Annotated in this window: 24 protein-coding genes; 7 read left to right on the top strand and 17 right to left on the bottom strand. The window is 71.7% G+C overall.

Translation table 11 applies throughout. The features are described 5' to 3' along the window. Positions 1 to 16: 16 nt before the first annotated feature. Both JIX55_RS44910 and JIX55_RS44915 read right to left on the bottom strand, forming a co-directional pair. Complete coding sequence (locus tag JIX55_RS44910) at positions 17 to 202, bottom strand: hypothetical protein (RefSeq protein ID WP_257568968.1); 186 nt, start codon at positions 200 to 202, stop codon at positions 17 to 19. A gap of 218 nt (positions 203 to 420) precedes the next feature. Beyond that, a complete protein-coding gene (locus tag JIX55_RS44915) occupies positions 421 to 2,343 on the bottom strand; it encodes an AMP-dependent synthetase/ligase (RefSeq protein ID WP_257568969.1) in 1,923 nt (640 codons plus the stop codon). 315 nt (positions 2,344 to 2,658) lie between these two features. Here JIX55_RS44915 and JIX55_RS44920 point away from each other — a divergent pair, with 315 nt between their 5' ends. Then, entirely contained in the window at positions 2,659 to 3,183 is a 525-nt protein-coding gene (locus JIX55_RS44920) for a hypothetical protein (RefSeq protein ID WP_257568970.1), read from the top strand. 30 nt (positions 3,184 to 3,213) lie between these two features. Here JIX55_RS44920 and JIX55_RS44925 read toward each other — a convergent pair whose 3' ends face one another. From JIX55_RS44925 to JIX55_RS44935, 3 genes are read right to left on the bottom strand one after another with little or no spacing between them, the layout of a single operon-like run. Next, the gene (locus tag JIX55_RS44925) at positions 3,214 to 4,722 is read right to left on the bottom strand and encodes a tripartite tricarboxylate transporter permease (RefSeq protein ID WP_257568971.1); all 1,509 of its coding nucleotides are present in this window, start codon (positions 4,720 to 4,722) and stop codon (positions 3,214 to 3,216) included. A gap of 1 nt (position 4,723) precedes the next feature. Beyond that, positions 4,724 to 5,314 (bottom strand): tripartite tricarboxylate transporter TctB family protein, encoded by a 591-nt coding sequence (locus tag JIX55_RS44930; protein ID WP_257568972.1) that lies wholly within the window; start codon positions 5,312 to 5,314, stop codon positions 4,724 to 4,726. After that, entirely contained in the window at positions 5,311 to 6,294 is a 984-nt protein-coding gene (locus JIX55_RS44935; protein ID WP_257569705.1) for a Bug family tripartite tricarboxylate transporter substrate binding protein, read from the bottom strand. The genes JIX55_RS44930 and JIX55_RS44935 overlap by 4 nt, the downstream gene beginning before the upstream one ends. A gap of 297 nt (positions 6,295 to 6,591) precedes the next feature. Between JIX55_RS44935 and JIX55_RS44940 the strand changes: the two genes are divergently transcribed. Both JIX55_RS44940 and JIX55_RS44945 read left to right on the top strand, forming a co-directional pair. Then, positions 6,592 to 8,313: a sensor histidine kinase gene (locus JIX55_RS44940; protein ID WP_257568973.1), complete on the top strand. Its 1,722-nt coding sequence runs from the start codon at positions 6,592 to 6,594 to the stop codon at positions 8,311 to 8,313. After that, entirely contained in the window at positions 8,310 to 9,014 is a 705-nt protein-coding gene (locus JIX55_RS44945) for a response regulator (protein WP_257568974.1), read from the top strand. The genes JIX55_RS44940 and JIX55_RS44945 overlap by 4 nt, the downstream gene beginning before the upstream one ends. Positions 9,015 to 9,074: 60 nt before the next feature. Here JIX55_RS44945 and JIX55_RS44950 read toward each other — a convergent pair whose 3' ends face one another. The 6 genes from JIX55_RS44950 to JIX55_RS44975 form a co-directional block, all read right to left on the bottom strand. Then, positions 9,075 to 9,824 (bottom strand): thioesterase II family protein, encoded by a 750-nt coding sequence (locus JIX55_RS44950; protein WP_306820137.1) that lies wholly within the window; start codon positions 9,822 to 9,824, stop codon positions 9,075 to 9,077. A gap of 166 nt (positions 9,825 to 9,990) precedes the next feature. Then, positions 9,991 to 10,881: an STM4011 family radical SAM protein gene (locus JIX55_RS44955; protein WP_257568975.1), complete on the bottom strand. Its 891-nt coding sequence runs from the start codon at positions 10,879 to 10,881 to the stop codon at positions 9,991 to 9,993. Positions 10,882 to 10,889: 8 nt separating this feature from the next. Beyond that, complete coding sequence (locus tag JIX55_RS44960) at positions 10,890 to 12,254, bottom strand: STM4012 family radical SAM protein (RefSeq protein ID WP_257568976.1); 1,365 nt, start codon at positions 12,252 to 12,254, stop codon at positions 10,890 to 10,892. Continuing rightward, positions 12,251 to 13,057, bottom strand: a complete 807-nt coding sequence (locus tag JIX55_RS44965) for an STM4013/SEN3800 family hydrolase (RefSeq protein WP_257569707.1) — start codon at positions 13,055 to 13,057, stop codon at positions 12,251 to 12,253. The genes JIX55_RS44960 and JIX55_RS44965 overlap by 4 nt, the downstream gene beginning before the upstream one ends. A 49-nt stretch (positions 13,058 to 13,106) precedes the next feature. After that, complete coding sequence (locus JIX55_RS44970; RefSeq protein WP_257568977.1) at positions 13,107 to 14,291, bottom strand: STM4014 family protein; 1,185 nt, start codon at positions 14,289 to 14,291, stop codon at positions 13,107 to 13,109. A gap of 105 nt (positions 14,292 to 14,396) precedes the next feature. After that, on the bottom strand, positions 14,397 to 15,365 hold the full coding sequence (locus JIX55_RS44975; RefSeq protein WP_257568978.1) for an STM4015 family protein: 969 nt from the start codon (positions 15,363 to 15,365) through the stop codon (positions 14,397 to 14,399). Positions 15,366 to 15,626: 261 nt separating this feature from the next. Between JIX55_RS44975 and JIX55_RS44980 the strand changes: the two genes are divergently transcribed. Then, positions 15,627 to 15,953, top strand: coding sequence for a hypothetical protein (locus tag JIX55_RS44980; RefSeq protein WP_257568979.1), 327 nt, complete (start codon positions 15,627 to 15,629; stop codon positions 15,951 to 15,953). Between the two features lie 121 nt (positions 15,954 to 16,074). Beyond that, positions 16,075 to 17,100 carry a DUF6745 domain-containing protein gene (locus JIX55_RS44985; RefSeq protein ID WP_257568980.1) on the top strand — a complete coding sequence of 342 codons (1,026 nt, stop codon included), beginning with the start codon at positions 16,075 to 16,077 and terminating at the stop codon, positions 17,098 to 17,100. A gap of 19 nt (positions 17,101 to 17,119) precedes the next feature. Here the strand turns inward: JIX55_RS44985 and JIX55_RS44990 are convergent, their stop codons facing one another. Further along, complete coding sequence (locus JIX55_RS44990) at positions 17,120 to 17,740, bottom strand: L-threonylcarbamoyladenylate synthase (RefSeq protein ID WP_257568981.1); 621 nt, start codon at positions 17,738 to 17,740, stop codon at positions 17,120 to 17,122. Positions 17,741 to 17,863: 123 nt separating this feature from the next. After that, positions 17,864 to 19,228 carry an FAD-dependent oxidoreductase gene (locus JIX55_RS44995; protein ID WP_257568982.1) on the bottom strand — a complete coding sequence of 455 codons (1,365 nt, stop codon included), beginning with the start codon at positions 19,226 to 19,228 and terminating at the stop codon, positions 17,864 to 17,866. A gap of 179 nt (positions 19,229 to 19,407) precedes the next feature. Between JIX55_RS44995 and JIX55_RS45000 the strand changes: the two genes are divergently transcribed. Further along, positions 19,408 to 19,893: a hypothetical protein gene (locus tag JIX55_RS45000; protein WP_257568983.1), complete on the top strand. Its 486-nt coding sequence runs from the start codon at positions 19,408 to 19,410 to the stop codon at positions 19,891 to 19,893. A 148-nt stretch (positions 19,894 to 20,041) separates the two neighbouring features. Here JIX55_RS45000 and JIX55_RS45005 read toward each other — a convergent pair whose 3' ends face one another. Together JIX55_RS45005 and JIX55_RS45010 are read right to left on the bottom strand one after the other, a co-directional pair. Beyond that, complete coding sequence (locus tag JIX55_RS45005; RefSeq protein ID WP_257568984.1) at positions 20,042 to 21,025, bottom strand: aldo/keto reductase; 984 nt, start codon at positions 21,023 to 21,025, stop codon at positions 20,042 to 20,044. A 29-nt stretch (positions 21,026 to 21,054) separates the two neighbouring features. After that, on the bottom strand, positions 21,055 to 22,020 hold the full coding sequence (locus JIX55_RS45010) for a DUF1152 domain-containing protein (RefSeq protein WP_257568985.1): 966 nt from the start codon (positions 22,018 to 22,020) through the stop codon (positions 21,055 to 21,057). Between the two features lie 169 nt (positions 22,021 to 22,189). On the opposite strand from JIX55_RS45010, the gene JIX55_RS45015 reads away from it, so the two are divergent. Next, positions 22,190 to 22,972: an alpha/beta fold hydrolase gene (locus JIX55_RS45015; RefSeq protein WP_257568986.1), complete on the top strand. Its 783-nt coding sequence runs from the start codon at positions 22,190 to 22,192 to the stop codon at positions 22,970 to 22,972. Positions 22,973 to 23,031: 59 nt separating this feature from the next. On the opposite strand, the gene JIX55_RS45020 is transcribed toward JIX55_RS45015, so the two are convergent. Next, on the bottom strand, positions 23,032 to 23,823 hold the full coding sequence (locus JIX55_RS45020; protein WP_257568987.1) for a hypothetical protein: 792 nt from the start codon (positions 23,821 to 23,823) through the stop codon (positions 23,032 to 23,034). 105 nt (positions 23,824 to 23,928) lie between these two features. After that, positions 23,929 to 24,816 (bottom strand): Gfo/Idh/MocA family protein, encoded by an 888-nt coding sequence (locus JIX55_RS45025; protein ID WP_257568988.1) that lies wholly within the window; start codon positions 24,814 to 24,816, stop codon positions 23,929 to 23,931. Positions 24,817 to 24,832: the final 16 nt, after the last annotated feature.

The following is a 24,832-nucleotide window of genomic DNA, read 5'->3' on the forward strand; positions in this document are numbered from 1 at the left end:
TCGCGCCCGGGTACAGTCACACGCTCGTGTCCCGCTCGACCGCCGTGGTCGACGACTCGTCGTCCACAAAGACGGCCACCGGCCCGGTGGGCTTCGTCGCGAACGTCGTGTCCACCTCCACCTCCGGGAGGACGAACGAGCGGTCGTCGGCGCGGAAGGACCCGCCGCACTTCCACTCGTCGTCGCCGCGCGACTCGGACACCTCGCACCGCGCCGCGATGACTGCCCCGACACACCGGTCAGTTGGGTCTCCAGCCGGAGCACAGCCGCCCCGAGGAGGAACACTCCGCCGCCCAGTGCCACCACCGTGGTCAGCAACTTCCTCGGCCCCATGCGTGCCACTGACAGTCCCCCTGCTCGAACATTCGAAGTCCGCGGCAGCGTAGTGGTCAGCGGGGCCGACCGTGAGGAATGTCGTCGTCAGGGCCGGACGCGGCGGAACACATCGTCGGAGTCGGAGTCGTCCCAGCTCGCGATCTCCTCCGGCGGGGTCCGGCGGGCCGCCCGCGCTGAGGTCGCGTACATCGCCTCGATCTCGGCCTCGTACCGCTGCACGATGGTGTCCCGGCGCAGCTTCATCGACGGGGTCAGCATGCCGTTGGCCAGGTCGAACGGCTCGGGCAGGATACGGAAGACGCGGATCGACTCCGAGCGCGACACCGTGCTGTTGGCGCCGGCGATCGCACGCAGCACCTCCTGCCGCAGCGCGTTCTCCTCCCGCGCCTCCCGGCCCAGCAGCTCGCCCGGCGCGGACAGCGACCCCCGCCAGTGGGTCAGGAACTCCGGGTCCAGGGTGATCAGGGCACCCACGCAGGGCTGGTTGTCGCCCACGACCACCGCCTGGTGGATCAGCGGATGCATCCGCAGCTGCTCCTCCAGCGGCGCCGGGGCCACGCCCTTGCCCCCGCTGGTGATGATGATCTCCTTCTTGCGGCCGGTGATCGACAGATAACCCTCGGAGTCCAGCCGCCCGATGTCGCCCGTGGCCAGCCAGCCGTCCTGGAGGGCGTCCCGGGTGCCCGCCTCGTCGTTGACGTACCCCTGGAACACCGACGGCCCGTTGACCAGGATCTCCCCGTCCCGCGCCACCCGGATCTCCGTGCCCGGCAGCGGACGGCCCACGGTGCCGAACTTCTCCCTGCCCACCGGCTGGGCGGTGATGCCGCCGGCGGTCTCGGTGAGGCCGTAGCCGTCGTGGACGAGGATGCCGATTCCGGCGTAGAAGAGCGTGAGGTCGCGGTTGAGGGGCGAGCCGCCGGAACAGCCGCCGCGCACCCGGCCGCCGAGGGCCGCGCGCAGCTTGCGGTACACCGCCTTCTCGTAGAAGGCGTGTTGCAGCTTCAGGTCCATGGCGGGGCCGGGCCCGGTGTCCAGCCGCTGCCGTTCGGCGGCGAGAGCGTAGTCCTGGGCGGTGCGCACCGCGCGCTCGAACAGTGGGCCCCGGCCCGCCTGTTGGGCCTTGCGCAGGAAGTTCTTGTAGATCTTCTCGAAGACGTAGGGGACACCGAAGAGGAATGTCGGACGGAACGACCGCAGCGCGGAGGAGAGCGCCTCCTCGGTCAACTCGGGCTCGTGCGCGAGGAGCAGCCCGCCGCGCAGACACATCCCCTGGATCATGAGGCCGTAGACGTGCGAGAACGGCAGGAAGGCGAGGATCGCCGGCTGTTCGCCGGGCGCGGCGGCGGTGTGCCGCCACCCGGCGAGCAGGATGTCGCAGGGGCTGGCGAGGCTGCGATGGGAGAGCGCGCAGCCCCGGGGGTGGCCGGTCGTGCCGGACGTGTACGCGATCACCGCGGTGGAGTCCGGCATGACGATGCGGCGCAGCGAGTCCACCGTCGCGTCCGGTACCTCACGGCCCGCCTCGACGAGTTGCGGCAGGGAGTGGGCGTCCAACTGCCAGACGTGGCGCAGCAGCGGGAGCTTGGCGCACACCGAGCCGACCGTCATCACACCCGGCTCGTCCTCGACCACCACGCCCACACAGGCCGCGTCCCGCAGGATCCACTCGATCTGGTCGCGCGACGACGTCGGATAGATCGGCACGATCTCGGCGCCCACGGACCACAGCGCGACCGCGAGAACCGTCCACTCGTAACGGGTCCGCGCCATCACGGCCACCCGGTTGCCCGGCCGGATCCCGGACGCGATCAACCCCTTGGCCAGATCGACCACTTCGTCCCGCGCCTCGGCCGCGCTCACCCGCGTCCAGGTGCCCGGGTCGGTGCTGTCGCGGCGTGCGATCTGCGGCAGCGCGGGATCACGGTACGCCGTCTCGAAGAGCGAATCGGCCAGCCCGGCGGTCATGACCGGGTCCGTCGGTGGAGCAGTGCCGAAGTTGCCCATACGACGCTCCAGAACCTTCCCTGCACGCGACCTCGCCGATGGTGGGGTAACCGGCGGTGATCGAACGTAGCGTACGGCGCCGACGCCCGCGCGGGGAATCGGCAAGTCGGCCGCCACATACCCGCACAGAGGGCCGTGAACGTGATGTGCGGCACGTCGGGGACCCCCATCGCGAGCCCCTCCCGGGAATCGCCGCTGCACACGGCTTGATCACGTCTGACCGGCGGTAATGTCCCGAACCCGGACGTCTGACGGGTGTGGCACTGTGGTGCGCGCGAACGCGGGAGATGTCCCGCCGATGTCGAGAGGTGGACGGTGCGCGAGCCCAACGTGATCGGGGACTGGCAGGAGTACGACGGCGATCTGGCCGGCCTGCGCGTGCGCGTCCACGGCGTGGAGTGCGCGGAACCTCCACGGGGGCGCGACGACGCCGCCGAGGGCCTGACGTACTTCCGGTTCCGGGTGACCGTGGAGAACCGCGGCACCGAGCACCTCGGCCTCCACCTGGAGGACGGCCAGCTCGACATCCGCATGGGCCCCGACGGTGAGAGCGCCTTCCTCGACTGGCGCAACTCCCGGTTCATCGAGGGCTTCGACCTCTACCCCCTGCGCCGCGCCACCGCCGTGCTGTACGCCGCCGCCACCGAGGCCCACCTCACCCAGTTCGACATCCAGGTCCAGCTGCGGGCCGACGAGGAGTGGACCGAGCGGTATCTGTGGTCCGGCGGCATCGGCGTCGACGAGGACCTCCTCGACCCGGCGGGCGGCACGGGCCGGGAGGGCCTCGCCGGGCAGATCAGCGCGTTCCTGCACGAAGAAGCGGAGCGCGGCGCCAGTTGAGCGGGGTGCCGCGGCTCGCAGGCGCCCGGCTCATCGGGTCGCGGCGGGCGTGCGGTCGCGGGCGCGGGTCACCAGCCGCTTCAGCAGCGGCCAGGCCAGCAGCACGGCGATGATCACGTACACCGTCACCGCGAACGGCGTGTTCACCAGGCCGGTGACGCTGCCGTCGCTGATCTGCAGGGCGCGCCGCAGCTGCCGCTCGGCGTTCGGGCCGAGGATGACACCGATGACGGCGGGCAGCACCGGCAGCCCGTAGCGGCGCATACCGAACCCGATCAGGCCGATGATCAGCAGGATCACCAGATCGATCACTTCACCGCCGACCGCGTACGCGCCGACCGCCGCGAAGAACAGGATCCCCGCGTAAAGATACGGCCGCGGGATCCGCAGGAGCCTCGCCCACAGCGGGGCCAGCGGCAGGTTGAGCGCGAGCAGCAGCACCATGCCGACGAAGAGCGAGGCGATCAGGCCCCACACCAGGTCCGGCTCGCGTTCGAAGAGCAGCGGGCCCGGCTGGATGCCGTACTGCTGGAACGCGGCCAGCATGACCGCCGCGACCGCTGTGGTGGGCAGGCCGAGGGTCAGCAGGGAGACGAGGGTGCCCGCCGCCGAGGCCGCCGCCGCCGACTCCGGTCCCGCCACCCCCTCGATCGCGCCCTCGCCCCACTCGTCCTTGTGCTTCGACATCCGCTTCTCGGTGACGTACGACAGGAACGTGGGGATCTCGGCGCCGCCCGCCGGGATCGCGCCCAACGGGAACCCGATGAGCGGGCCGCGCATCCACGACTTCCAGGTCCGCTTCACATCGGAGCGGCCGAGCCATGGCCTGCCCACCGGGATCGGCTCCGGCGGACCGCGTCGCAGATGGGCGGCGACCCACAGGGCCTCGCCGATGGCGAAGAGTCCGACCGCGACGATCACCACGTCGATGCCGTCGGCCAGGTGCAGTGAACCGAAGGTCAGACGCTGCTGGCCGGTTATCCGGTCCAGGCCCACCAGGCCGATCGTCAGGCCGATCAGCAAGGAGGCGAGCCCCCGGATGCGGGACGAGCCCAGGACGGACGTCACGGCGATGAACGCCAGCACCATGATCGCGAAGTAGTCCGGAGCGCCGATGTCCACGGCCAGCCCGGCGACCGTCGGAGCCAGCGCCACCAGCAGGATCGTGCCGACCACGCCGCCCGCGAAGTGCCCGATGGCGGCCGCCGCCAGCGCCTGCGCGCCGCGCCCCGACCTGGCCATCGGGTTGCCCTCCATGGCCGCGACCACGGCCGCGCTCTCACCGGGGGTGTTGAGGAGGATCGAGGTGGTGGAACCGCCGAACATCGCGCCGTAGTAGATGCCCGCGAACATGATGAACGCGCCGACGGGGTTCAGCCCGTACGTCACCGGCAGCAGCAGCGCGACCGCCATGGCGGGCCCGATGCCCGGCAGGACGCCGATCGCCGTGCCCAGCAGGACACCGATCGCGGCCCACAGCATGTTGATCGGGGTCAGGGCCGTGCCGAAGCCGTCGAGGAGGGAGCTGAGGGCGTCCATGTCAGAGCACTCCCATCAGCGGGCCCCCGGGCAGCGGCACCCCGAGCAGGTTGTTGAAGACGGCGTACGTGACCAGGGAGATGACGGCCGCGATGAGCGGGTCGCGGTCTGGACGCCGGCTGCCGAGGACGAAGGCCGCGCCCCAGAAGAGGAGGGCACCCGCGATGGGGAAGCCGAGCGGTTCGATCAGGACGGCCGCGCCGAGGAACACCCCGGCGAGCAGCAGCACCGTGCGCCAGTCGGCGGGCTCGGACAGGTCGATGTCCTCGTCGGTCCCGGCCTGTCCCGCCCGTCGCCCGACCACCACCCCGGCAAGACGCGCTTCGCGCGGCACCCCTGTCCCGCCGCGCAACACGTCCACGGCGAGCAGCGCGGCGATCAGCAGCAGGCCGGCGCCGACGACGATCGGGACGGTCTTCGGGCCGACGGGACCGCGTTGCGCGATGTCGACGTCCATGGTGAGCGTGTCGGTCAGGACCAGGACGCCGAGGGCCAGCAGCAGGACGCAGACACCCAGCTCGGAGTGGTCGCGCAGCCAGGAGCGGCGCTCGGCGGCGGGCGCCGGGGGAGTGTCGGTGGTCTCCGTCGTCACAGCCCGAGCTCCTTCAGAACCGACACCACGCGCTTGTCCTGGGCGTCCAGGAAGTCGCCGAACTCGTCACCGGTGAGGAAGGCGTCGTCCCAGCCGTTCTGCTTCATCGACTGCTGCCACTCCGGTGAGTCGTGCAGCTCCTCGATCAGCAGGGTGAGCTTGTCGCGCTCGGCCTCGGTGAGACCGGGCGGGGCGACGATGCCGCGCCAGTTGGTGAAGTTCACGTCGTAGCCCGCCTCCTGGAGGGTCGGCGCGTCCAGCCCGGCCACCCGCTCCGGGCCGGTCACCGCGAGCAGCCGCAGCTCGCCCGCCTTGATCTGGTCCAGGTACTCGCCGACCCCGGACACCCCGAAGGCGACCTTGTTGCCGAGGATCGAGGCGAGCAGCTCGCCGCCGCCGTCGAAGGGGATGTAGTTGACGTCTTTCGGCGCGATCCCGGTGGCCTGCGCCATCAGCATCGGCGCGAGGTGGTCGGGCCCGCCCGGCGCCGACCCGCCGCCCACGGGAAGCTTGCCGGGGGCGTCCTTCCACGCCCCGATGAGATCGTCGATCGTCTTGTACGGCGAGTCCTTGCCGACCACCACGACGTCCTGCTCCTCGGTGAGGCGGGCGATCGGGGTGGTGTCGGCGAGGGTCTTCGGGGCGTCGTTGGAGCGGACGGCACCCACGACGCCGAGACCCATGGACATCGCGAGCTTGCCGTTGCCGTGCTCGCTCACCAGCCGGCTCAGGCCGACGGTGCCGCCGGCGCCGGGTAGGTTGAAGACCTCGATGTTGTGGGTGAGCCCGGCGTCCTCGGCGTTCTTCGCGGCCGTCCGGGCCGTGATGTCGTAGCCGCCGCCCGGCGTGTTCGGCACCATGAAGCGCAGTCCCGGGATGTGCGTGCCGGTCTCGCTGCCGCTGCCGGTGGTCAGCAACGGTGGTCCCACGAGCACGAGCACAGCGGCCCCGAGCAGGGCGAGGGGGGTGCGCAGATGCACGAATGCCACCACCTGTCGGTTGTGTCGAGGACGAAGAGTGACCTGGGACACAGCGTGCCTGCGGGGGGCGGGCCTGCCTCACTTGCGGAAGCAACGGAGGTTGTGGTCGTTGTGGTCACGGTGCCTGTCACCTTATGAGCACGCCCTCCACACCTCTCTTTCCCTGACCGCACCTGGGCGCCATGATTGTGCGACCCACCGCACAGCCGGCGCCTGAGCCGCCCCGAATGCCGTGTCGGCACGAGAGATGAGTCCGCCGTGGTCGCCGAGTTCCGTCGCCATACCCTCGCAGGCGAGATGCTGGTTCTCCAGCTCGCCATCGTCGTGGTGGTGCTGCTGGCTGTCGCCGCGGTCTCGCTCACCCAGTCCGCCGCGACCTTCAACCGGGTCGAGGGCCGCCGCGTCACCGCGCTCGCCGAGCAGCTGGCCGCCAATCCCCTCGTGCGCGACCGGCTCACGCAGCCTGTCGCGCACGAGGCGCTGGCACCCCTGGTGAACTCCACCCAGACCCAGTCCGGGGTGACCTCGGTCACGGTCGCCGACGCCGACGGCCGGATCGTCAGCTCCACCGACCCCACGGTGATCGGCGACCCGATGCCGGTCGGCGAGGGCGCCGCCGCGGGCCGCGGCTGGTCCGGCGCACTGACCCTGGACGGCAGCCATGAGCTCGTCGCCCAGGTGCCCGTCCTCGGCGAAACGGAGGCGAACCTCGGCCGGCTCCTGGGCACGGTGATGATCGGTGAGGCCTCCCCGACCGTATGGCAGCGCCTCAGCGGCGCCTCCTCCTACCTCCTCGCCTACCTCGGCATCGCCAGCGGCCTCGGCCTCGTCGGCTCCTGGCTGCTGGCCCGCCGCGTGAAACGGCAGACCCTCGGCCTGGAGCCGCACGAGATCGCGGGCCTCGCCGAACACCGCGAGGCCATGCTGTACGGCATCGCCGAGGGCGTGATCGCCCTGGACCCGCACCACCGGCTCACTCTCGTCAACGAGATGGGACGGCGTCTGCTCGACCTGCCCGAGGACTGCGTCGGCAAGAGCCTGGCCGATCTGGGCGTCGAGGGACGGCTGAGGGACGTGCTGGTCGGAGCGCAGGAACCGGGCGGCTCGCGCGAGGGCGGGACGGGCTCTCGCGAGGGCGCGGCCGGCCCCCGCGAGGGAGGCACCGGCTCCCGGGACGCCTCGGCCGACCGGCGCGACGAGGTCGTCATACGCCGGGGCCGGGTCCTGGTCATGAACCGGATGACCGTCACCAAGGACGGCCGCCACCTCGGCTCGGTCACCACCCTGCGGGACCGCACCGAGCTGGCCCGTCTGGAACGGGAGATCGGCTCCTTCCGCAGCTCCTCCGAACTGCTGCGGGCCCAGGCGCACGAGTTCGCCAACCAGCTGCACACCATCTCCGGGCTCATCCAGATCGGCGAACAGGACGAGGTCGTCCACTACATCCGTGCGCTGAGCCGACACCGCCACTCCCTCGACGTCACCCTCAGCCGCCGCGTCCGCGACACCGCCGTCGCCGCCCTGCTCATGGCGAAGACGTCCCTCGCCGCCGAACGCCGGGTCACCCTGCGGATCTCGGACAGCACGGCACTGGACCGGCTAGCCCCGGAGGACGCCGCCGACGTGGCGACCGTGGTCGGTAATCTCGTCGACAACGCGGTGGACGCGGCCGCCACCACGACTGCGTCCGACGGCCACGAACCCTGGGGCGGCGCCGACGACCGCGAGGCCTGGGTCGAGGTGGAGCTGCGCCAGGACGCCTCCAGCGTGGAGATCGTCGTCCGCGACTCGGGCCCCGGCGTGGCCCCCGAACTCGCCCGCGAAGTCTTCTCCCACGGCTTCACCACCAAGGCCGCGAGGGAAGGCGAACGCGGCATCGGCCTGGCCCTCACCCGCCTTGTCTGCGAACGGCACGGCGGTGAGATCTCGGTGACCAACACCCCCGACGGTGCCATGTTCACCGCCCGTATGACCGTCAGCCACCTCACCGACGCGGTGGCGGAAGGAGCGACACCATGACCGGCACGAGCAGAGAGCCCGGCCCGATCGACGTGCTCGTGGTCGACGACGACTTCATGGTGGCCCGGGTCCACCGCACCTTCGTCGAACGCGTCGAGCCGTTCCGCGTCGTCGGTGTCGCCAGCACCGGCGAACAGGCGGTCGCGGCCGTCGACGAGCTGCGCCCCGACCTGGTCCTGCTGGACCTCTACCTCCCCGACGGCTTCGGCCTCGACGTCATACCCCGGCTGCGCACCGCCGGCCACGACTGCGACGTCATGGTCATCAGCGCCGCCCGCGAGGCCGACTCCGTACGCGGCGCGGTCCGCCACGGCGTCGTCGACTACCTCCTCAAGCCCTTCGAGTTCGAGGAGCTGCGCTCCCGGTTGCAGCGGTACGCCGCCCAGCGCGGCCGCCTGCTCACCACCGTCGTACGCGGCCAGGCCGACGTCGACCGCGTCCTGGCCGGAGCCGCCGCACCCGCCACGGCGGCCGGCGCCCTGCCCAAGGGCATGAGCGTCGAGACCGCCGAGCTGATCGAAGGCACCCTCCGCGGCACCGACGGCAGCCTCTCCGCCACCGAGTGCGCCACCCTCACCGGCATCTCCCGCGTGAGCGCCCGCCGCTACCTGGAGTACTTCCACGGCATCGGCAGCGCGGACGTCTCCCTGCGCTACGGGGTGGCGGGGCGGCCGGAGCGGCGCTACAGCTGGCGGGTCTGACGGCACTGCGGCGGGGCCGGGCGGTGCGTCGGCACGGGCGGCCCCGGGCCTTTCCGTGGGCTACAGCCCCAGGTGCCGCCGTACGACGTCGACGACGTCCTGCGGCCGGTCGTTGAGGTAGAAGTGGCCGCCGGGGAACACGCACAGCTCGCTCGGCCCGTCGGTGTGGCCCGTCCAGGCACGCGCGTCCGCCACCGGGGTCACCGGGTCCTCGTCGCCGGTGAGGACGGTGACCGGGCAGGTCAGCCGGTCGCCGGGGCGCGGTTCGTACGTCTCCAGGGCCTTGTAGTCGCCGCGCAGCGCCGGCAGCACGAGCCGCACCAGCTCCTCGTCCTCGAAGACCTGGCCGTCGGTGCCGTTCAGCAGGCGTACGGCCTTGAGGAGATCGGCGTCGCTCGCCTTGTGCAGTTCCCTGCCGTCCCGGTCCGTGGAGGGGGCGCGCCGCCCCGACACGAAGAGCCGGACCGGGGCGCGGTCGGCCGCCTCCAGCCGCAGCGCCACCTCGTAGGCGACCACGGCGCCCATGCTGTGCCCGAAGACGGCGAGCGGACGGTCGTCGTCCCCGGTGACGGCCTCGGTGATCCGCTCGACCAGCTCACGGATGCTCTCCGGCGGCGGCTCGGCATAGCGGTCCTGACGCCCCGGATACTGCGCGGCCAGCACATCGACGGAGGGGGCGAGGGCCTGCGCCATGGGGTGGTAGTAGCTCGCCGAGCCGCCCGCGTGCGGCAGACACAGCAGCCGGACCGCCGCTTCGGGCGCGGGCCGGTAACGACGTATCCACACGCCGCTGTTGACCGCTGAGGTCATGAAGGACTCGCTTCCTGGTTCCGGGTTCTCTTCTTCAGCCGCCTCGTACGTGAGCCGGCAGGCCCCGACGTGCCGGATGGCGGGGTGGTCGGGCCCGAACTCGCGCTCGCGGTCTGCCACTTGGTGCTCGAAGCGCACCACGGGAACCCCCTCGACTGCCGTCCGCTCACAAACTACGCCCGATGCGCACCGGCCGTGGCAGTCCGCGTCGGGCCTCCTCCGTCGGTACGCGTTCCAGGACGCCGCCCGCGAAGACGTCGTACAGGGGGAGCGTTTCGAGGTGGACGTACCCGATGTGGCAGTCGCAGACGGCCAGGGGGCACGGGCGGGGTGCGAGCGCCGCGCGGAAGGAACCGTCGTAGAGGTTGCCGAGTTCGGCCTTGACGAAGTGGCAGCGCCGTACCGTTCCCTCGCCGTCCACGGACACGACGGTCGAGCCCGTACGGCACGCGCTCCCCGCCGAGCGGTGCGGATGGCGGCTGAAGTGGAACAAGGGGTCCAACTCGCCCCACAGCGACGCCTCTTCGTCCGTGTACGTGTGCCCCTCGGCGGCGTTCACCCACAGATACACCTGCCCCGGCAGCTCCCCGCGCAGCCGGCGGGCGTGTTCCAGATGTTCGGGAAGACCGACGATCCCCACGCTGAAGCGGATCCCCGTCCCGGCCAGTCGGCGGGTCTTGTCCAGGAACCGCTCGTAGGGGGTCTGCCCGGGGTGGTAGGTGCACCACAGGGCCACCGTGTCCGGGTCGGCCTCCGCAAGCCACTCCGTGCGGCAGCTGAGGTTCGTCTGGATCGCCACCCGGTCGATGTGCGGCTCGTGGGAGAGGTCGACGAGCGCACGCCGGTACCAGGAGCGCACCAGCCCCTCGCCCCACGGTGTGAAGAGCACCGACAGCCGGTCGCCGGTCTGCGCCCGCGCCCAGGTGGTGAAACGGTCCAGGGCCGCGCGGTCGGCCCGCAGCCGGTCCGTGGAGTCGCGGCGCTTGGCGAACGGGCAGTAGGGGCAGTCGTAGTCGCAGGAGGCGAGGGGGCCGCGATAGAGGATGGTCAGGTCCATGGTCCCCGTCACTTCAGCTCGTACTCGGCCATCGCCGCTTTTACGGCGGGGGAGAAGAAGTCGGGACCGATGGCGTCCGAGTGGGCCAGTCCCTCGGCGGAGAGCTTCAGCAGCCCGGCGCCCGCCTCCGCCAGCCAGCCGCGCGAGGCCAGCCGCTCCAGCTCCCCCGGGAAGTCCGCGTACGGGTCGGACCCGAACCGGCGCCGGTACTCCGCCACCGGCAACCCCCGCGCCTGGAGCAGCGACTGCAGCAGATGGCGACGCCGCGCCTCGTCCTCGTCGACCTCACGGCCGTGCACGGCCCGGCTGAAGTCCTCGGTGGCGGTGTAGTCGTCGATGATGCCGCGGATCTCCCGCATGGCGACCGCGTAGTCGAAGGAGTAGTGCAGCTTCGAGGTGTACGAACGGGCCCCGCAGCCCAGGCCGATCATGCCGTCCGTCTGGCAGGCGTGGTCGTCCGGGCCCTGTGGGGGCGCGTCCGCGCGGCGGAACATCCGCATGGAGACCTGCTCGTAGCCGTGCGCGAGCAGATGGTCGCGGCCCTCGCGGTAGCGGCGCAGCCGCGTCTCGTCCCAGTCACGGTCCGCGATCGTCGGATCGGCGTTGCGGCCCAGGCCCGTCAACGGCCTTACGTACAGCGGATAGAGGTAGATCTCCTCGGGCCGCCAGGCGAGGGCGGCGTCCAGGGACAGCCGCCAACTGGCCGCCGTCTGCCCGTCGATGCCGTAGATCAGATCGATGTTGAGGACCGGAACGCCGGTGTCGCGGATGCGCGACAGCGCCGCCTCCACGTCGGAGCGCCGCTGCGGTCGTACGGCCGCACGCGCCTCCTCCTCCACGAAACTCTGCACGCCGAGGCTCAGCCGTGTGGTGCCCCGCTCGGCCAGGACGGCCAGCCGGTCGGCCGTCGCCGTGGCGGGGGAGGCCTCGACCGACAGCGGGATCGCCCGCAGGTCCGCGCCCATGTGCCGCTCGGCGATGTCGCACAGCCGCTCCAGCTCGGCGGCCTCCAGATAGGTGGGCGTGCCACCGCCGAACGCGGCGTTCGCGAACCGCACCGGCGCCGCGTCCCCGAGCGCCTCCCGCACCGCGATCGCCTGCCGTTCGAGGGCGTCGAGATAGCGGCCGGCCAGCCCGTCCGGCGCGCCGATCCGGGTGAAGAGGTTGCAGAAACCGCAGCGGACCTCGCAGAACGGTATGTGCGCGTACAGCGACAGGGCCTGCCTGGACTCCGCGGCCCACAGGTCGGCGAGGAGCGGGTTGTCCGGCAGCTTCCGGTAGGCCGTCTTGTGCGGGTAGGCGTACACGTAGTGCTGGTACGGCCGCGTCGGTGGGTGAGCGGTGGCGACAGCGGTGGCGGCTGTGAGGGTCATACGGACGGCTCCAGGAAGAAGTGGCTGTAGGGGACGGTCCACACGGCCTCGTGGCCGAGCCGGTGTCCGGTGTATCCGTCCTCGCCGTACGTGGTCCCGTGGTCGGAGCAGACGACGGCGAAGCAGCGGCGCCGCGAGCTCATCGCCGCGAAGAGCCGTCCGATGTGCCGGTCGATGTACTCCAGGGCCGCCGCGTGCGTGACCAGGCTGTCGCCGGCCTCGCGGGTGGCGCCCGGCAGATGGAACCAGTTGGGCTGGTGCAGCGCCGAGGCGTTGAGGAAGAGGAACAGCCGCCGCTCGGCGGGCAGTCCGGCCACGACCCGCTCGGCGCGGGCCACCTGGGACTCGAAGGACGTCGGCGACGCCACGGAGAACCCCGGCTCCCAGTGGCTCTCCTGGAACAGGCCCGGCAGGACGCTGCCGAGCGCCCCCTGCTTGTTGAAGAACCCGACACCGCCGATGCACACCGTGCGATAGCCGTGTTCGGCGAGCGCCGACACCAGGTCGGGGCTGTCGAAGACGAAGGTCCGCCCCGCGGTCGTCTCACTGCCGGCGAACCGGCCCGCGAAGAGCCGCGGGTGCGGCCCGGGGGCCGCCGGGGTCGGCAGGAAACCCGCGAACATCGCCTGGTGCGAGGCGTAGGTGAAGCTGCCGGGCGCGTGCCGCTTCTCCCAGGTACCACCCGGAAGGCGGGCGGCGAGATTCGGCAGCCGGCCCTCCGCCGTGAGCCGCACGGCCACGTCGTACCGCAGGGTGTCGAGCGTGAGCAGCAGCAGATCGTCGCGGCCCACCACCTCGTTCATGTCGGGTGCCTGCGTGGCCTCGGTGGGCCGGTGGGCCGGGTCGGCCGTGTCAGAGGGGTGCATGGTCCTTCCTTGCCTGGGGGTGGTGCGAGGGCGCCGGGAGCGTCGCGCTCCGCACCGCCGCGAGCTGCGCCGCATAGGTGTCCAGGCCCTCCGCCGGGCCGCCCGGCAGTCCGGTCAGCCGGGGCAGCAGATCGCCGAACGCGTTGACCTCGCCGACGGCGAACCGGCGCCAGCCGATCGCCGGCAGCAGGTCCACCCCGACGCACAGCGTGTCCGGGAAGCAGGCGGCGGCCCGCTCGCAGATGTCGAGCGCCTGCCGCCAGCGGTCGCCCGCCGCGTCGACCACCGAGGCCAGATCGCCCCGAGCCCCGCCGAGATGGAGATTGGTCATGGGGAAACGGCTGGTGCGGACGACCGCGTGCGTGGCCCGGCCCGCCACGACCACGACCCGCAGGTCGGCGGACCTGCCGTGCGCGGACGCCTTCGGCAGCCAGCGTTCGATGTGCAGACCGTCGACCGCGAGGGCGTCGACGATGCCGGCGATCTCCCGCTCGTCCGTGTAGCGCCGGACCCGCAGCGAGTTGTGCAGCCGCGGCGGGATGTGCGACCGCCCGTCGGCGGCCACCTCCACCGAGGTGGTGGCCCTGATCCGCCCGTTGATCGCCGACTCGACGGCCAGCACACCGGACGCGGAGGACCCGTGGGCCGGCTTCACGAAGACGCGCGGCATGCCGTGCTCCCGCATCGCCGCCCGTACGTCGTCCCAGCCGCGCACCGGCAGCGCGTCGCCCGAGGTGGGCGACGGGGGCACCTGCACCCCCGCCGCGTCGAGCCGGGCATGGCACAGCCGCTTGTCGAACAGCACCGCCAGATCCGCCGGATCGTCCAGCCGCACCCCGCCCCGCAACGAGCCCACGGCGGCCAGGAACCGGGCGTACCAGGTGGCCGAGCCCTCCACCCGCGTCGGATCGTCGACACCCCGCAGCAGCCGGTCCACCTCGGCGTTCTCGCCCGGCGAGTCCAGCCGTACGATCTCGTCGGCGGCGAACTCGTGGCCGCCGTCGCGCAGCACGTCCCGCCACTCGACGACACGCGGCGTGCCGGCACCGGCCGCCTCGGCCGCCGCGAGGAACAGCCCGACCCGCCGGTTCTCCCCGTTCCCGACGACCACCCACCTGTACGGGCCGGGCCCCGCACCCGCCGCACCCGCTGTTCCGGTCCGACCGGACACACCGACCCCCTCACCTCGAACCCCCGTCGCCCCACGACGCCGTACGACCCGTCGCGGTACTGCCGGACCCGGGCCCACGCCTCTGTGGGCCCGGGTCCTATGCGCTCACTCGCCGACCGCGACGAAGCGCCAGACCGTGCCGTCCTCCTCCTCGTCCGACTCGGCGTCGTCGGCGTCGACGTCGACCTGGACCCCCTCGGCCTCCAGGGAGTCCCGGAGACGGTCGCTCATCGCCGGGCTGAGGTAGTTGTGGTGCAGGTCCAGCGTGGTGAGGTGGGTGAGCGGCTGGCCCGTGAGCAGCGCGGTCGCGCCGTCGTCGGTGAGGACACCCATCGACACGTCGAGGACGTCGAGACGGGCCACCACCGGGGCGGAGGCGAGCGCCGCACAGATGTCGTCCTGCATCTCGCTGTTGCGCAGCGCCAGGTGCTTGAGGGCCGGCAGCCGGGTGCCCGCGAGGATCGGCGCCAGGTCCGCCACCTCGGAGTCGCCGCCGTACTCGGAGGTTCCCAGCCACAGGTCGAGATGGACGAGGGCCGGCAGGTCGCTCTCCGCGACACCCCGGACCGCGTCGACGGGCATGCCGCCGGTCTCGATCGTCAGCGTCCGCAGCCGCTCGTGACGCACGGCGGGGAAGACGAGCCCCTGGCCGCCGCGCACGCCGAACTCCTCCAGTGCGGTGAAGGCGTTCAGCAGCGGGCTCACATCGCCCTGGTTGATCCAGGAGATCTCGCACTCCTCCATCACGATGTCGCCGAGGAACAGCGCGCGCAGCGCGGGCAGCCGGTCCTCCGCCGCCACCAGGGCCTCGATCAGGTCCTCGGGGCCGTTGTCGTACGCGTCGCTCCAGGCACCCACGACCAGCGCCCGCACCTTGGTGGTGTCGACGGAGGCGAGGAACCGGGCGAACGCGTCCTCCCACGCCTCCTCGCTGTCGTACGAGTCCACGGCGATGCTCCAGGCCACCGACTCGGGGGCGGGCAGGTGCGCGGCGCCCTCCGGGCCCTTCACCGACTTGGGGAAGCGGTGGACCGGCAGGTCGTGGAACTCCTCCAGATGGCTCCCGATGGTCATGTGCGCCCCGCCCCTTCGTTCCCTGTCCGTGGGCGGCAGCCGAGTCCGTGCACGGTCCGCCCGTTGCGCACCCGAAGCGCACACAGCGCCGCCGGGTACCGGAGTTCTACCAAGCCCCACCGACATCGTGTGCGGCGGACCCCCGTCCTGTGGACGAACAGTGGCGCGCGGCCCGACGAACAGCCTGCGCGGGCCGGTTGTCAGTGCCTGCCTCTACCGTCCTTTCCGTGGCACAGCGAGTGCCCGACGGGAGGGAGACCCATGTACCGGCAAGGAGACGTGCTCATCGTGCCGTTGGCCGAGAGCGCCGTGCCCGCCACCGCGCTCGACGCCACGTCGGAACCGCGCGACGGGCGCGGCCGGCTCGTCCTCGCCCTCGGCGAGGTCACCGGCCACGCACACGCCGTGGTCGGCCCCGGCCGCCTCGTCCGCGAGGCGAGCGTCTTCGGACCGATGCTGCTGCACGTGCCGGAGGGCGCCCGCGTCGTCCACGAGGAGCACGCGGCCATCTCCCTGCCCAAGGGCTGGTACCGGGTCATACGGCAGCGCGAGTACGTACCGGGCTCGATCCGAATCGTCGCCGACTGACGCGACAGGCGATGAAGCGGTCGCGTGCCGCCACCGGCGGGAGGGCACGCGGACGCGAGGGGACGGCGGTCGTGGCGTACGGCGGCCGGTGGGACAGGCATCGAGATCCAGGAGGAACGGCGTGACGGAACAGGCGAGTTGGCGGGCGGTGGCGGCGGCCACCGGAGCGGGTGACCGGCCGCGGGCCGAGGCGGGCGTACGGCTCGCCTACCGGCGGGCGGGGCTGCGGGAGCCCGAGCGGATCGTGTGGGCCCGCTCGCCCCTGGAGGCGGTACGCCTGTTGTCGGGAACACCGGCGGAGGACGGCGAGGCGCTGCCGCCGACCGGGGCGAGCGTCCGCGACGCCGTCCGCAACAGAGCCGTCGCCGCCGCACGGGACCGGCTGCACACCCTGCTGGGCCCCACCGGCTGGAGTGACCACTGGCGTGCGACGGGCGCCGACCTCTGGGAGACGACCCAGCCGCTCATCGACCGCGTCCGCACCGGCATCGTCGAAGCCCTGGCCCTCGCCGACCGCAAGGAGGAGACCCGTATCCGGCTCCTCCTCCTGGACGCGGTCCTGGGCCAGCACGACGTGGCCTGGCTGTGCGCCTTCGACGCCGCCCCCGGTCTCGACGGGCTCACCGAGGTGGCCCGCACGGCGGGCTGGTGGTGGCCGTACGAGAACGTCGCTGTCGTCGCCGAACGGCCCGTGGAACTGCACCGCGACGAGGCGGGCCGCCTCGACCGCGGCGACGGGCCCGCGCTCGCCTACGCCGACGGCTTCGCCCTGCACGCCTGGCGCGGGCTGCCCGTGCCAGGCGAATTCCTCGACCGCCTGGACTCGTTGACCCCCGAGCGGATCCGGGCGGAGGAGAACGCCGAGCTGCGCCGCGTGATGCTCGAGTACTACGGCTACGACCGCTACCTGGAGCAGTCCGGAGCGCAGCCGGTGCACCGCGACGAGACGGGGGTGCTGTGGCGGACAGCCCTGCCCGGCGACGAGGACGTGGTGATGGTGGAGGTCGTCAACTCCACACCGGAGCCGGACGGCACGAGCCGCACCTACTGGCTGCGGGTGCCGCCCACGACGACCACGGCCCGGGAGGGAGTGGCCTGGACGTTCGGCCTGAGCGCCGAGGCGTACGAGCCGCTGCGGCAGACCTGAGCCCGGCCACCGTCACGGGTCATTCGAACCGTGAGGTGTCGCCCGCTCCCTTGCGGATGATCTCGGCCTCGCCACTGGAGAAGTCGATGACGGTCGTCGGTTCCGTGCCGCAGTCCCCGGAGTCCACCACCGCGTCGACCAGGTAGTCCAGGCGCTCCTTGATCTCCCAGCCCTGCGTCAGCGGCTCCTCCTCGTCGGGCAGCAGCAGCGTGCTGGAGACAAGCGGTTCGCCGAGTTCCGTGAGCAGCGCCTGGGCCACGCGATGGTCGGGGATGCGCACGCCGACGGTTCGCTTCTTGGGGTGGAGGAGCTTGCGGGGCACCTCCCTGGTCGCGGGGAGGATGAAGGTGTAACTGCCCGGCGTCGACGCCTTCACGGCGCGGAACACGTCGTTGTCGACGTGCACGAACTGGCCCAGCTGCGCGAAGTTCTCGCACACCAGGGTGAAGTGGTGACGGTCGTCGAGCTGCCGGATCGAACGGATCCGCTCGATGCCGTCACGACTGCCCAGCTGGCACCCCAGCGCGAAGCAGGAGTCCGTGGGATACGCGATGAGCCCACCCTGACGAATGCTGTCGGCCACCTGCCCGATGGCACGCGGCTGGGGGTTGTCGGGGTGCACGTCGTAGTACTTGGCCATCCGCCGAGCTTATGCCTCGATCGGGGTCGCGCCCCTTCAGGGGCGCGGGGAACTGCGCGACCAGCCACGAACAACCCGCAGCCGAACAACGTCCCGCAGTCCCCGACGGCCCCTGGTGGAGCCCTACGCTTCGCTGGCCCGCAGCATGTCCTCGCGCTCGACGATCTTCACGCGCTCGCGGCCCTGCGGCTCACCCAGCGCCTTCTCGGCGGCGTCGAGCTTGTACCAGCCCTCCCACGTCGTGAAGCGGACGTTCCGCTCCGCGAGGAAGGCGTCGACGGCCTCCGGGGCGGGCGCGGAGGGCTCGTGCAGCCGCCCGTTCGAGAAGTCGTCCAGCAGGTTGGCGACGGTCTCGTTGGCGTCGCCCTTGGTGTGCCCGATGAGGCCCACCGGACCACGCCGGATCCAGCCGGTGACGTACGTCGACTGCAGGTGCGCGCCGGTCTCCTCGATGACCCGGCCGCCCTCGTCCGGGACGGTGCCCGACTCGACGTCCCAGGGCAGCTTGGGCAGCTTGTCGGAGAGGTAGCCGACCGCGCGGTAGATCCCGGTGACGTCCCAGTCCTTGAACTCGCCGGTGCCCTTGACGTTGCCCGTGCCGTCGAGTGCGGTGCGCTCGGTGCGCAGGCCGACGACCTTGCCGTCCTCGCCGAGGATCTCGGTGGGCGACTCGAAGAAGTGCAGGAAGAGCTTGTGCGGGCGGTCGCCGATGTCGCGGATCGCCCAGTTCTCCAGGGTCTTGGCGACCATGTCGGCCTGCTTGTTGCCGCGCCGGGTCGCGATGGAGCCGTCGTCGTAGTCGATGTCCTCGGGGTCGACGATGACCTCGATGTTGGGGGAGTGGTCCAGCTCCCGCAGCTCCATCGGGGAGAACTTCGCCTGCGCAGGGCCGCGGCGGCCGAAGACGTGGATCTCCAGCGCCTTGTTGGCCTTCAGACCGTCGTGGACGTTCGCGGGGATCTCGGTCGGCAGCAGTTCGTCGGCCGTCTTGGCGAGGATGCGGGCCACGTCGAGCGCGACGTTGCCGACACCGAGGACGGCGACCTTCTCGGCCTCCAGGGGCCAGGTGCGCGGGACGTCCGGGTGACCGTCGTACCAGGAGACGAAGTCGGCCGCGCCGTACGAGCCGTCGAGGCCGATGCCGGGGATGTCGAGCGCACGGTCGGCCGTCGCGCCCGTGGAGAAGATCACGGCGTCGTAGAACGCGCGCAGATCGTCCAGGTTGATGTCCGTCGGGTAGTCGACGTTGCCGAAGAGACGGATCTGCGGCTTGTCGAGCACCTGGTGGAGGGCGGTGATGATGCCCTTGATGCGGGGGTGGTCGGGGGCCACGCCGTAACGGATCAGTCCGAACGGGGCGGGCATCCGCTCGTAGAGGTCGATGGACACACCGGGCTCGGTGGCCACGTCGGACTTCAGCAGCGCGTCGGCGGCGTAGATCCCGGCGGGTCCGGCTCCGACAATGGCTACCCGCAGAGGGCGGGGCATGTTCAGGTTCCCTTCGAGCGGAGACAAGCAACTCGTCGGCAACCCTAAACTAAGGTAACCCTTACCCGGTACGCGGGTCCGGTCTATGACCTCATAAGGCGATCTTATGCCATGCGGACGCATGGGTGGACGGCGGGGAAGCGTTGACGGCCGGTCGTGGAAACGGGCATCGACGCGCGGTGTTTGCCCCGGCGGCTAACGGCAACGCGGTTCCCATGAATCGAACGAACAAGGACACCCACGAGAACACCGCGTCCGCCGAGACGGCCGCGGCCAAGGCCCGCCGGACCACCGACAAGGCCACGGCTCCGGCCACCGACTCCGCGAAGACGGCCGCGATCAAGATGGACGACGCCGCGTCGTCCACCAAGGCCGGTGCCGGACGCGCGGCCGACACGACCAAGCGTGCGGTCGACAGCACGAGCAGCGCCGCGCACAGCGCGGTCAAGGGCGTCGAGGCGGGCCGTCAGGCGGTGGTCCAGGCCTCCGGCCAGGTGGCAGCCACCGCGAAGACGGCCATGACCGTCCTCGCCCAGCGCAAGCTCGTCGCCGCCGGTGTGGGAGCGGGCCTGACCGTGCTGACCGCCGCCTCCTACGCGGTCGGCCGCCGCTCCGAACGCCAGGTGCAGGGCCCGCTCACCCGGCTCACCGGCGGACGTATCTGACGCGCCCGCCGCGGCGCGGGCGCCGCACGGGAAGCGGCCCGACCGGCCGCTTCCCGCGCGGAGGCCCGACCGGGCCGCCCTGCCCGGCGACGGCAGCGCCAGGCCGCCCTGCCGGCGCGCGACCCACGCGCGCCGGGTACGCCAGGGCCTACCAGCGGCCTTCCACCTGCTCTTTGATCCGTCGGTCGTACAGCTCCCGGATCGCGGTGAGCGTCTCCTCGGACAGCGTCGGCAGCGCGGCGGCGGCCGCGTTGGCGCGAGCCTGCTCCGGGGTGCGGGCCCCGGGGATGACGGTCGTGACACCCGGCAGCTGGATGATCCAGCGCAGCGCCAGCTGGGCCGGAGTGAAGCCCTCGGGAGCGAGTGCGGCGAGCTCGACGGCCGCCTCGACCCCCGTCCCGTAGTCGACGCCGGAGAAGGTCTCGCCCTGGTCGAAGGACTCGCCGTGCCGGTTGTACGTGCGGTGGTCGTTCTCGGCGAAGACCGTGTCCTTCGTGTACTTGCCCGAGAGCAGACCCGACGCCAGCGGAACACGGGCGATGATCGCGACCCCCGCCTTCTCGGCCGCCGGGAGGACGTCCAGGAGCGGCTTCATACGGAACGGGTTGAGGATGATCTGCACGCTCGCCACATTCGGCCGGGAGATCGCCGTCAGCGCCTCGGCGCACGTCTCCACGCTGACGCCGTAGGCGGCGACGCGCTCCTCCGCGACCAGGGTGTCCAGGGCGTCGAACACCTCGTCCGAGGAGTAGACGGGCGTGGGCGGGCAGTGCAGCTGGACCAGGTCGAGACGGTCCACGCCGAGATTGCGGCGGGACCGGTCGTTCCAGGCCCGGAAGTTGTCGAGGACGTAGTTCTCGGGGATCTGGTCCACGCGACGGCCCATCTTCGTCGCGACGAACACATGGAGGTCGGGCCTGCTCCGCAGGAACGTGGCGATGGTCTGCTCGCTGCGCCCGTCGCCGTAGACGTCGGCCGTGTCGAAGAAGGTCACCCCCGACTCGGCCGCCGCCTCCAGCACCGCCAGGGCTTCCTTGTCGTCGACGTCTCCCCAGTCGGCGCCCAGCTGCCAGGTGCCGAGACCGACCACGGATGCGTGCTGACCCGACCTACCGAATGCGCGTTCTTCCATGGCGTCAGTCTGTCATCTGTTCCCCGCGGTCAATGCGGGAAGGCGCGTGGCTGGCGCTGCCGGGGCAGTTCGTCGCGGAACTCCGCGATGACCGAGCTGATCTGCCGGGTGAGCTCGGTCTTCTCCAGCCGGTCGAGATAGAGGTTGCGGCGGGCGAGCCCGACCGCGTCCACACAGAAGTACAGCGCCATCAGCGGGTTGACGAACAGTTCGCTGTTCCGGGTCCGGTCGGTGAACCGGACGTCGCCGAACTCGCCGCGAACGGCCGCCGCGACCGACCCGTTCACGATGCTCGGGTGGTCGGGCGTGCAGTGCTGGGCGTGGGCCACCGCGTCCAGGTACAGGGCCCCCTCACGGCTGTCGCGCGGCAGCGAGAACGCGCCGAGGTAGGCGCCGTCGCGGTCCAGCGCGGCCAGGTTCTCCAGGACCAGCGAGTGGTTGACCCCGTGGTAGGAGTCCACGCCGAAGCCGAGGCACGCCACCAGCCGGTCCGGGACCTCGTCGAGACCGGTGACAGCCCCCAGACTCGCCATGTCCTCCTCCGGCGTCCCGAGCCCGTGCTCGTCGCCGCGCATCAGGATGTCGGTGCCGCCGTCCACCAGCACGACGGCGTCCACCCCGCCCAGATGGCCGAGGAGCGCACGATACGCGGCCCGCAGCGGCGCCACACCCGTACGGGAGAGCGCGTACACCGTGCTGGGCAGCCGGTGCAGGGCCAGCCACTGGGCGAGGGCGCGCTCGGGGAAGTAGTCGCCCCGGAACGTGGTGTCGGGACCGATGGCCGCGACGTCCTGTTCCAGCCACACGTCCAGGCTCAGGCCGTACAGATCGGCGAAGGAGAGGTTCGCGAGATGGACCTCCTTGCCCGCCGAACGCAGGGCGAGGGCCAGCGGCAGACCGGCGTAGACGTCGAAACCGCCACCGGCACCGGCTATGAGTACGCGCCGCGCGTCGCGCAGCCGCGTGAAGAACGCGGGTTGTCGGAGTGAGAACACCGGGGGAAGCTAACAGGACCGTGGGCGGGGCGCGCGCGATTTCCGGGGGCCGACGGTGATGAACGGGTGCGGGGGCACCCTCGATTTCCTGGGCGGACGACGGTGACGCGGTGCCGGGCCGCCGGATACCGTACCGACCAGTAACCGGATCGCACCGCAGGAGGCCCTCATGCCGCAGCTCGAAGTCGCCGGCGCCGCACTGACGTACGACGACGAGGGCCCCCGCGACGGCGACGGGGTGCCTCTGGTGTTCGTCCACGGCTGGACGGCGAACCGGCACCGCTGGGACCACCAGGTGGCGCACTTCTCCGGGAAGCGGCGCGTGATCCGGCTCGACCTGCGCGGGCACGGCGAGAGCGGCGGGGCCGGGGTGCGCACGATAGAGGAGCTGGCGAGGGACGTCCTGGCCGTCCTCGATCACCTCGAGATCGAGCGGTTCGTGCTCATCGGCCACTCCATGGGCGGCATGATCTCCCAGACCATCACGCTCTCCCACCCCGAGCGGGTCGAGCGCATGGTGCTGGTCAACTCCATCGGCCGCATGACCTACAGCCGTGGCCGGGGTCTGCTCATGGCGGCCTCGGCCCGCGTCCCCTTCAAGCTGTTCGTCGCCGCCAACATCCAGCGCGCCTTCGCCCCGGGCCACCCCCGCGAGGAGATCCGCGAGTACATCCGCGCCTCCGCGGCCATTCCGCGCGAGGTCGTCATGACCCTCTACGGCGCGATGCGCGCCTTCGACGTCCTCGACCGCCTCGGCGAGATCCGCACCCCCACCCTGCTTGTCCACGGCTACTACGACATCCAGCTCCCCGTCTCCCAGATGCTCCGCATGGCCAAGGCCTACCCGGACGCCGAAGTCCGCATCCTGGACGCCGGCCACGAGCTCCCGGTGGAGAAGCCGGCGGAACTGACCGCCACGCTCGACCGTTTCCTCACCGGCACCCGCTCCTGAGGCCCGTCGATCGAAGACCGTCGATGGAAGACCGCCGATCAGAGCCCGGCCGGGCGCGGTCACACCGCCTCGCGCGAACGCGCCTTGCCCCGGTCCAGGAGACCGCCGAGGGAGCGGAGCCAGTCGAGTACGGCGCCGACGACCGCCCGGCTCCGGGACAGGCGGTCGATGTCCGCGGCGAGGGACAGGGCCGCGCCCGTCCAGGCGAAGCCGAAGGACCAGACGGAGAGCCATTCACACAGGTACAGGGGTGTGATCAGCCAGTCGTCGCCCACCTCGGTCGCCGCCGCGGCGGCGGCGAGCGCCATGAAGACGAGGATCAGCACACCGGCCACCAGGTAGGGACGCCGCACGTACGACCGTTCCTTCACGCCCGGCGCCCGGTACATGAGCAGGCAGAAGGCGGCCATCGACGTCAACAGGGCGACGGCGAAGATCTGGTGGAACACGGAGACCGTCTGCTGGCCGGCGTCGCCCCCGGAGCCCGGGGCGGTCGGGAACAGGGCGACGCCCAGGGCACAGGTCCCGGCGATCGTGCCCATGACGTCATTCAGCTTGTTGTAGCGGTAGACGATCAGGAAGATCCCCAGGGCGCACAGCGCGCCGACGAAGATGTCGCGGGTGCTCGTGTAGTACCCGCCGCTCATGGACCCGGGCCAGGCGTCCTCCCCGGTCCGGCCGTCGAGCCGCGCCGCGATCCAGTTGCCGAGCGGCAGCGCCAGGGGCAGCATGACGCCGATGACGCCGACCCCCAGGCGCAGCCGCATGACCGTCCGCGCGTCCTGATCCCTCTGTCCGGCCGCCGTCCCGTCCCGCGGGGGCACGGCGGCGGTCCCGTCCGTCTCGATCACGGGCACCTCCTCACCGAAACGCGCGAGGCGAAGGCGTGCCCGCCACCAGTCGATTACCGGTGGCGGGCGAACACAAACCCGAACACGGTCGGTGAGTTGGGTGTATCAGCCGGTCAACTGCCCTTCAGCGGCGGCCAGTAGCTCGGTCACCCGCAGCGCGAACGCGGCGTCGCACGGGTGCGGGCGGCCACTGCGGGCAGCGGCCAACAAGGCGTCCCCCGCCCGTACGAGGGCCGGTACGGCACCTTCGTCGGACGTGGGCAGCACGGTCGTGCCGGCCCGGCCGCGCAGCTCGACCGTGGCGCCGGAGGCCGCGAGCGGGGCGGTGAGGCTGAGGGTGACCGTGCTGGACGCCCCGCCGGTGTGCAGAAGGACCAGATGGACCGTGTCCTTGGGCCCGCGCACGGCGGCGGCCACCTTCTCGACGTCCCCGAGGATCGGCAGCAGCACGGACAGGGCGTGCGGGCCGACATCCCACAGGGCCCCTTTCTCCCGCCGCCACGGCGAGGCCGCGAAGGGGCTGTCGCTCTCGTCGTCGAACAGCGAACCGAACCACTCCGCGCGGGCCGTGAACCAGCCCTCGCCGGCGGCCTGCTCGGTGATCCAGGCGTCGACCGCGGTCTGGAAGCGGGCGGTGAAGAAGACGACGGAGGCGACACCGGCCTCCTCGACCGCCTCGACGACGGCCCGCCCCTGCTCGACATCCGTCGAGAGGGGCTTGTCGAGCAGCAGATGACAGCCCGCGCGGGCGGCACGCGCCGCGAGCGGCGCCTGGACCGAGGGCGGCAGGGCCACGGCGACCGAGTCCACGTCGGCGAACAGGGCGTCGACGTCCTCGTACACGGGCAGACCGCCGTACTGGTCGGCCAGTTCCTTGGCCGCCTCCGGCCGCCTGCCCCACACCCCCACGAAGTCCAGCTCCTGGTGCGCGCTCAGCGCGGGGGCGTAGGCCATCTCGGCCCACGGTCCTGTTCCGAGCAGTCCGATACGCATGCTCCGGTCTCTCCTT

It is taken from the genome of Streptomyces sp. DSM 40750 (genome assembly GCF_024612035.1).
Taxonomy (GTDB): Bacteria; Actinomycetota; Actinomycetes; order Streptomycetales; family Streptomycetaceae; genus Streptomyces.

Coding starts and splice junctions, on each gene's coding strand:
- JIX55_RS44915 (WP_257568969.1), bottom strand. CDS start 2,343: ATGGGCAACTTCGGCACTGCTCCACCGACGGACCCGGTCATGACCGCC.
- JIX55_RS44925 (WP_257568971.1), bottom strand. CDS start 4,722: ATGGACGCCCTCAGCTCCCTCCTCGACGGCTTCGGCACGGCCCTGACC.
- JIX55_RS44940 (WP_257568973.1), top strand. CDS start 6,592: ATGCTGGTTCTCCAGCTCGCCATCGTCGTGGTGGTGCTGCTGGCTGTC.
- JIX55_RS44945 (WP_257568974.1), top strand. CDS start 8,310: ATGACCGGCACGAGCAGAGAGCCCGGCCCGATCGACGTGCTCGTGGTC.
- JIX55_RS44950 (WP_306820137.1), bottom strand. CDS start 9,824: ATGACCTCAGCGGTCAACAGCGGCGTGTGGATACGTCGTTACCGGCCC.
- JIX55_RS44955 (WP_257568975.1), bottom strand. CDS start 10,881: ATGGACCTGACCATCCTCTATCGCGGCCCCCTCGCCTCCTGCGACTAC.
- JIX55_RS44960 (WP_257568976.1), bottom strand. CDS start 12,254: ATGACCCTCACAGCCGCCACCGCTGTCGCCACCGCTCACCCACCGACG.
- JIX55_RS44965 (WP_257569707.1), bottom strand. CDS start 13,057: ATGAACGAGGTGGTGGGCCGCGACGATCTGCTGCTGCTCACGCTCGAC.
- JIX55_RS44975 (WP_257568978.1), bottom strand. CDS start 15,365: ATGACCATCGGGAGCCATCTGGAGGAGTTCCACGACCTGCCGGTCCAC.
- JIX55_RS44980 (WP_257568979.1), top strand. CDS start 15,627: ATGTACCGGCAAGGAGACGTGCTCATCGTGCCGTTGGCCGAGAGCGCC.
- JIX55_RS44990 (WP_257568981.1), bottom strand. CDS start 17,740: ATGGCCAAGTACTACGACGTGCACCCCGACAACCCCCAGCCGCGTGCC.
- JIX55_RS44995 (WP_257568982.1), bottom strand. CDS start 19,228: ATGCCCCGCCCTCTGCGGGTAGCCATTGTCGGAGCCGGACCCGCCGGG.
- JIX55_RS45005 (WP_257568984.1), bottom strand. CDS start 21,025: ATGGAAGAACGCGCATTCGGTAGGTCGGGTCAGCACGCATCCGTGGTC.
- JIX55_RS45015 (WP_257568986.1), top strand. CDS start 22,190: ATGCCGCAGCTCGAAGTCGCCGGCGCCGCACTGACGTACGACGACGAG.
- JIX55_RS45025 (WP_257568988.1), bottom strand. CDS start 24,816: ATGCGTATCGGACTGCTCGGAACAGGACCGTGGGCCGAGATGGCCTAC.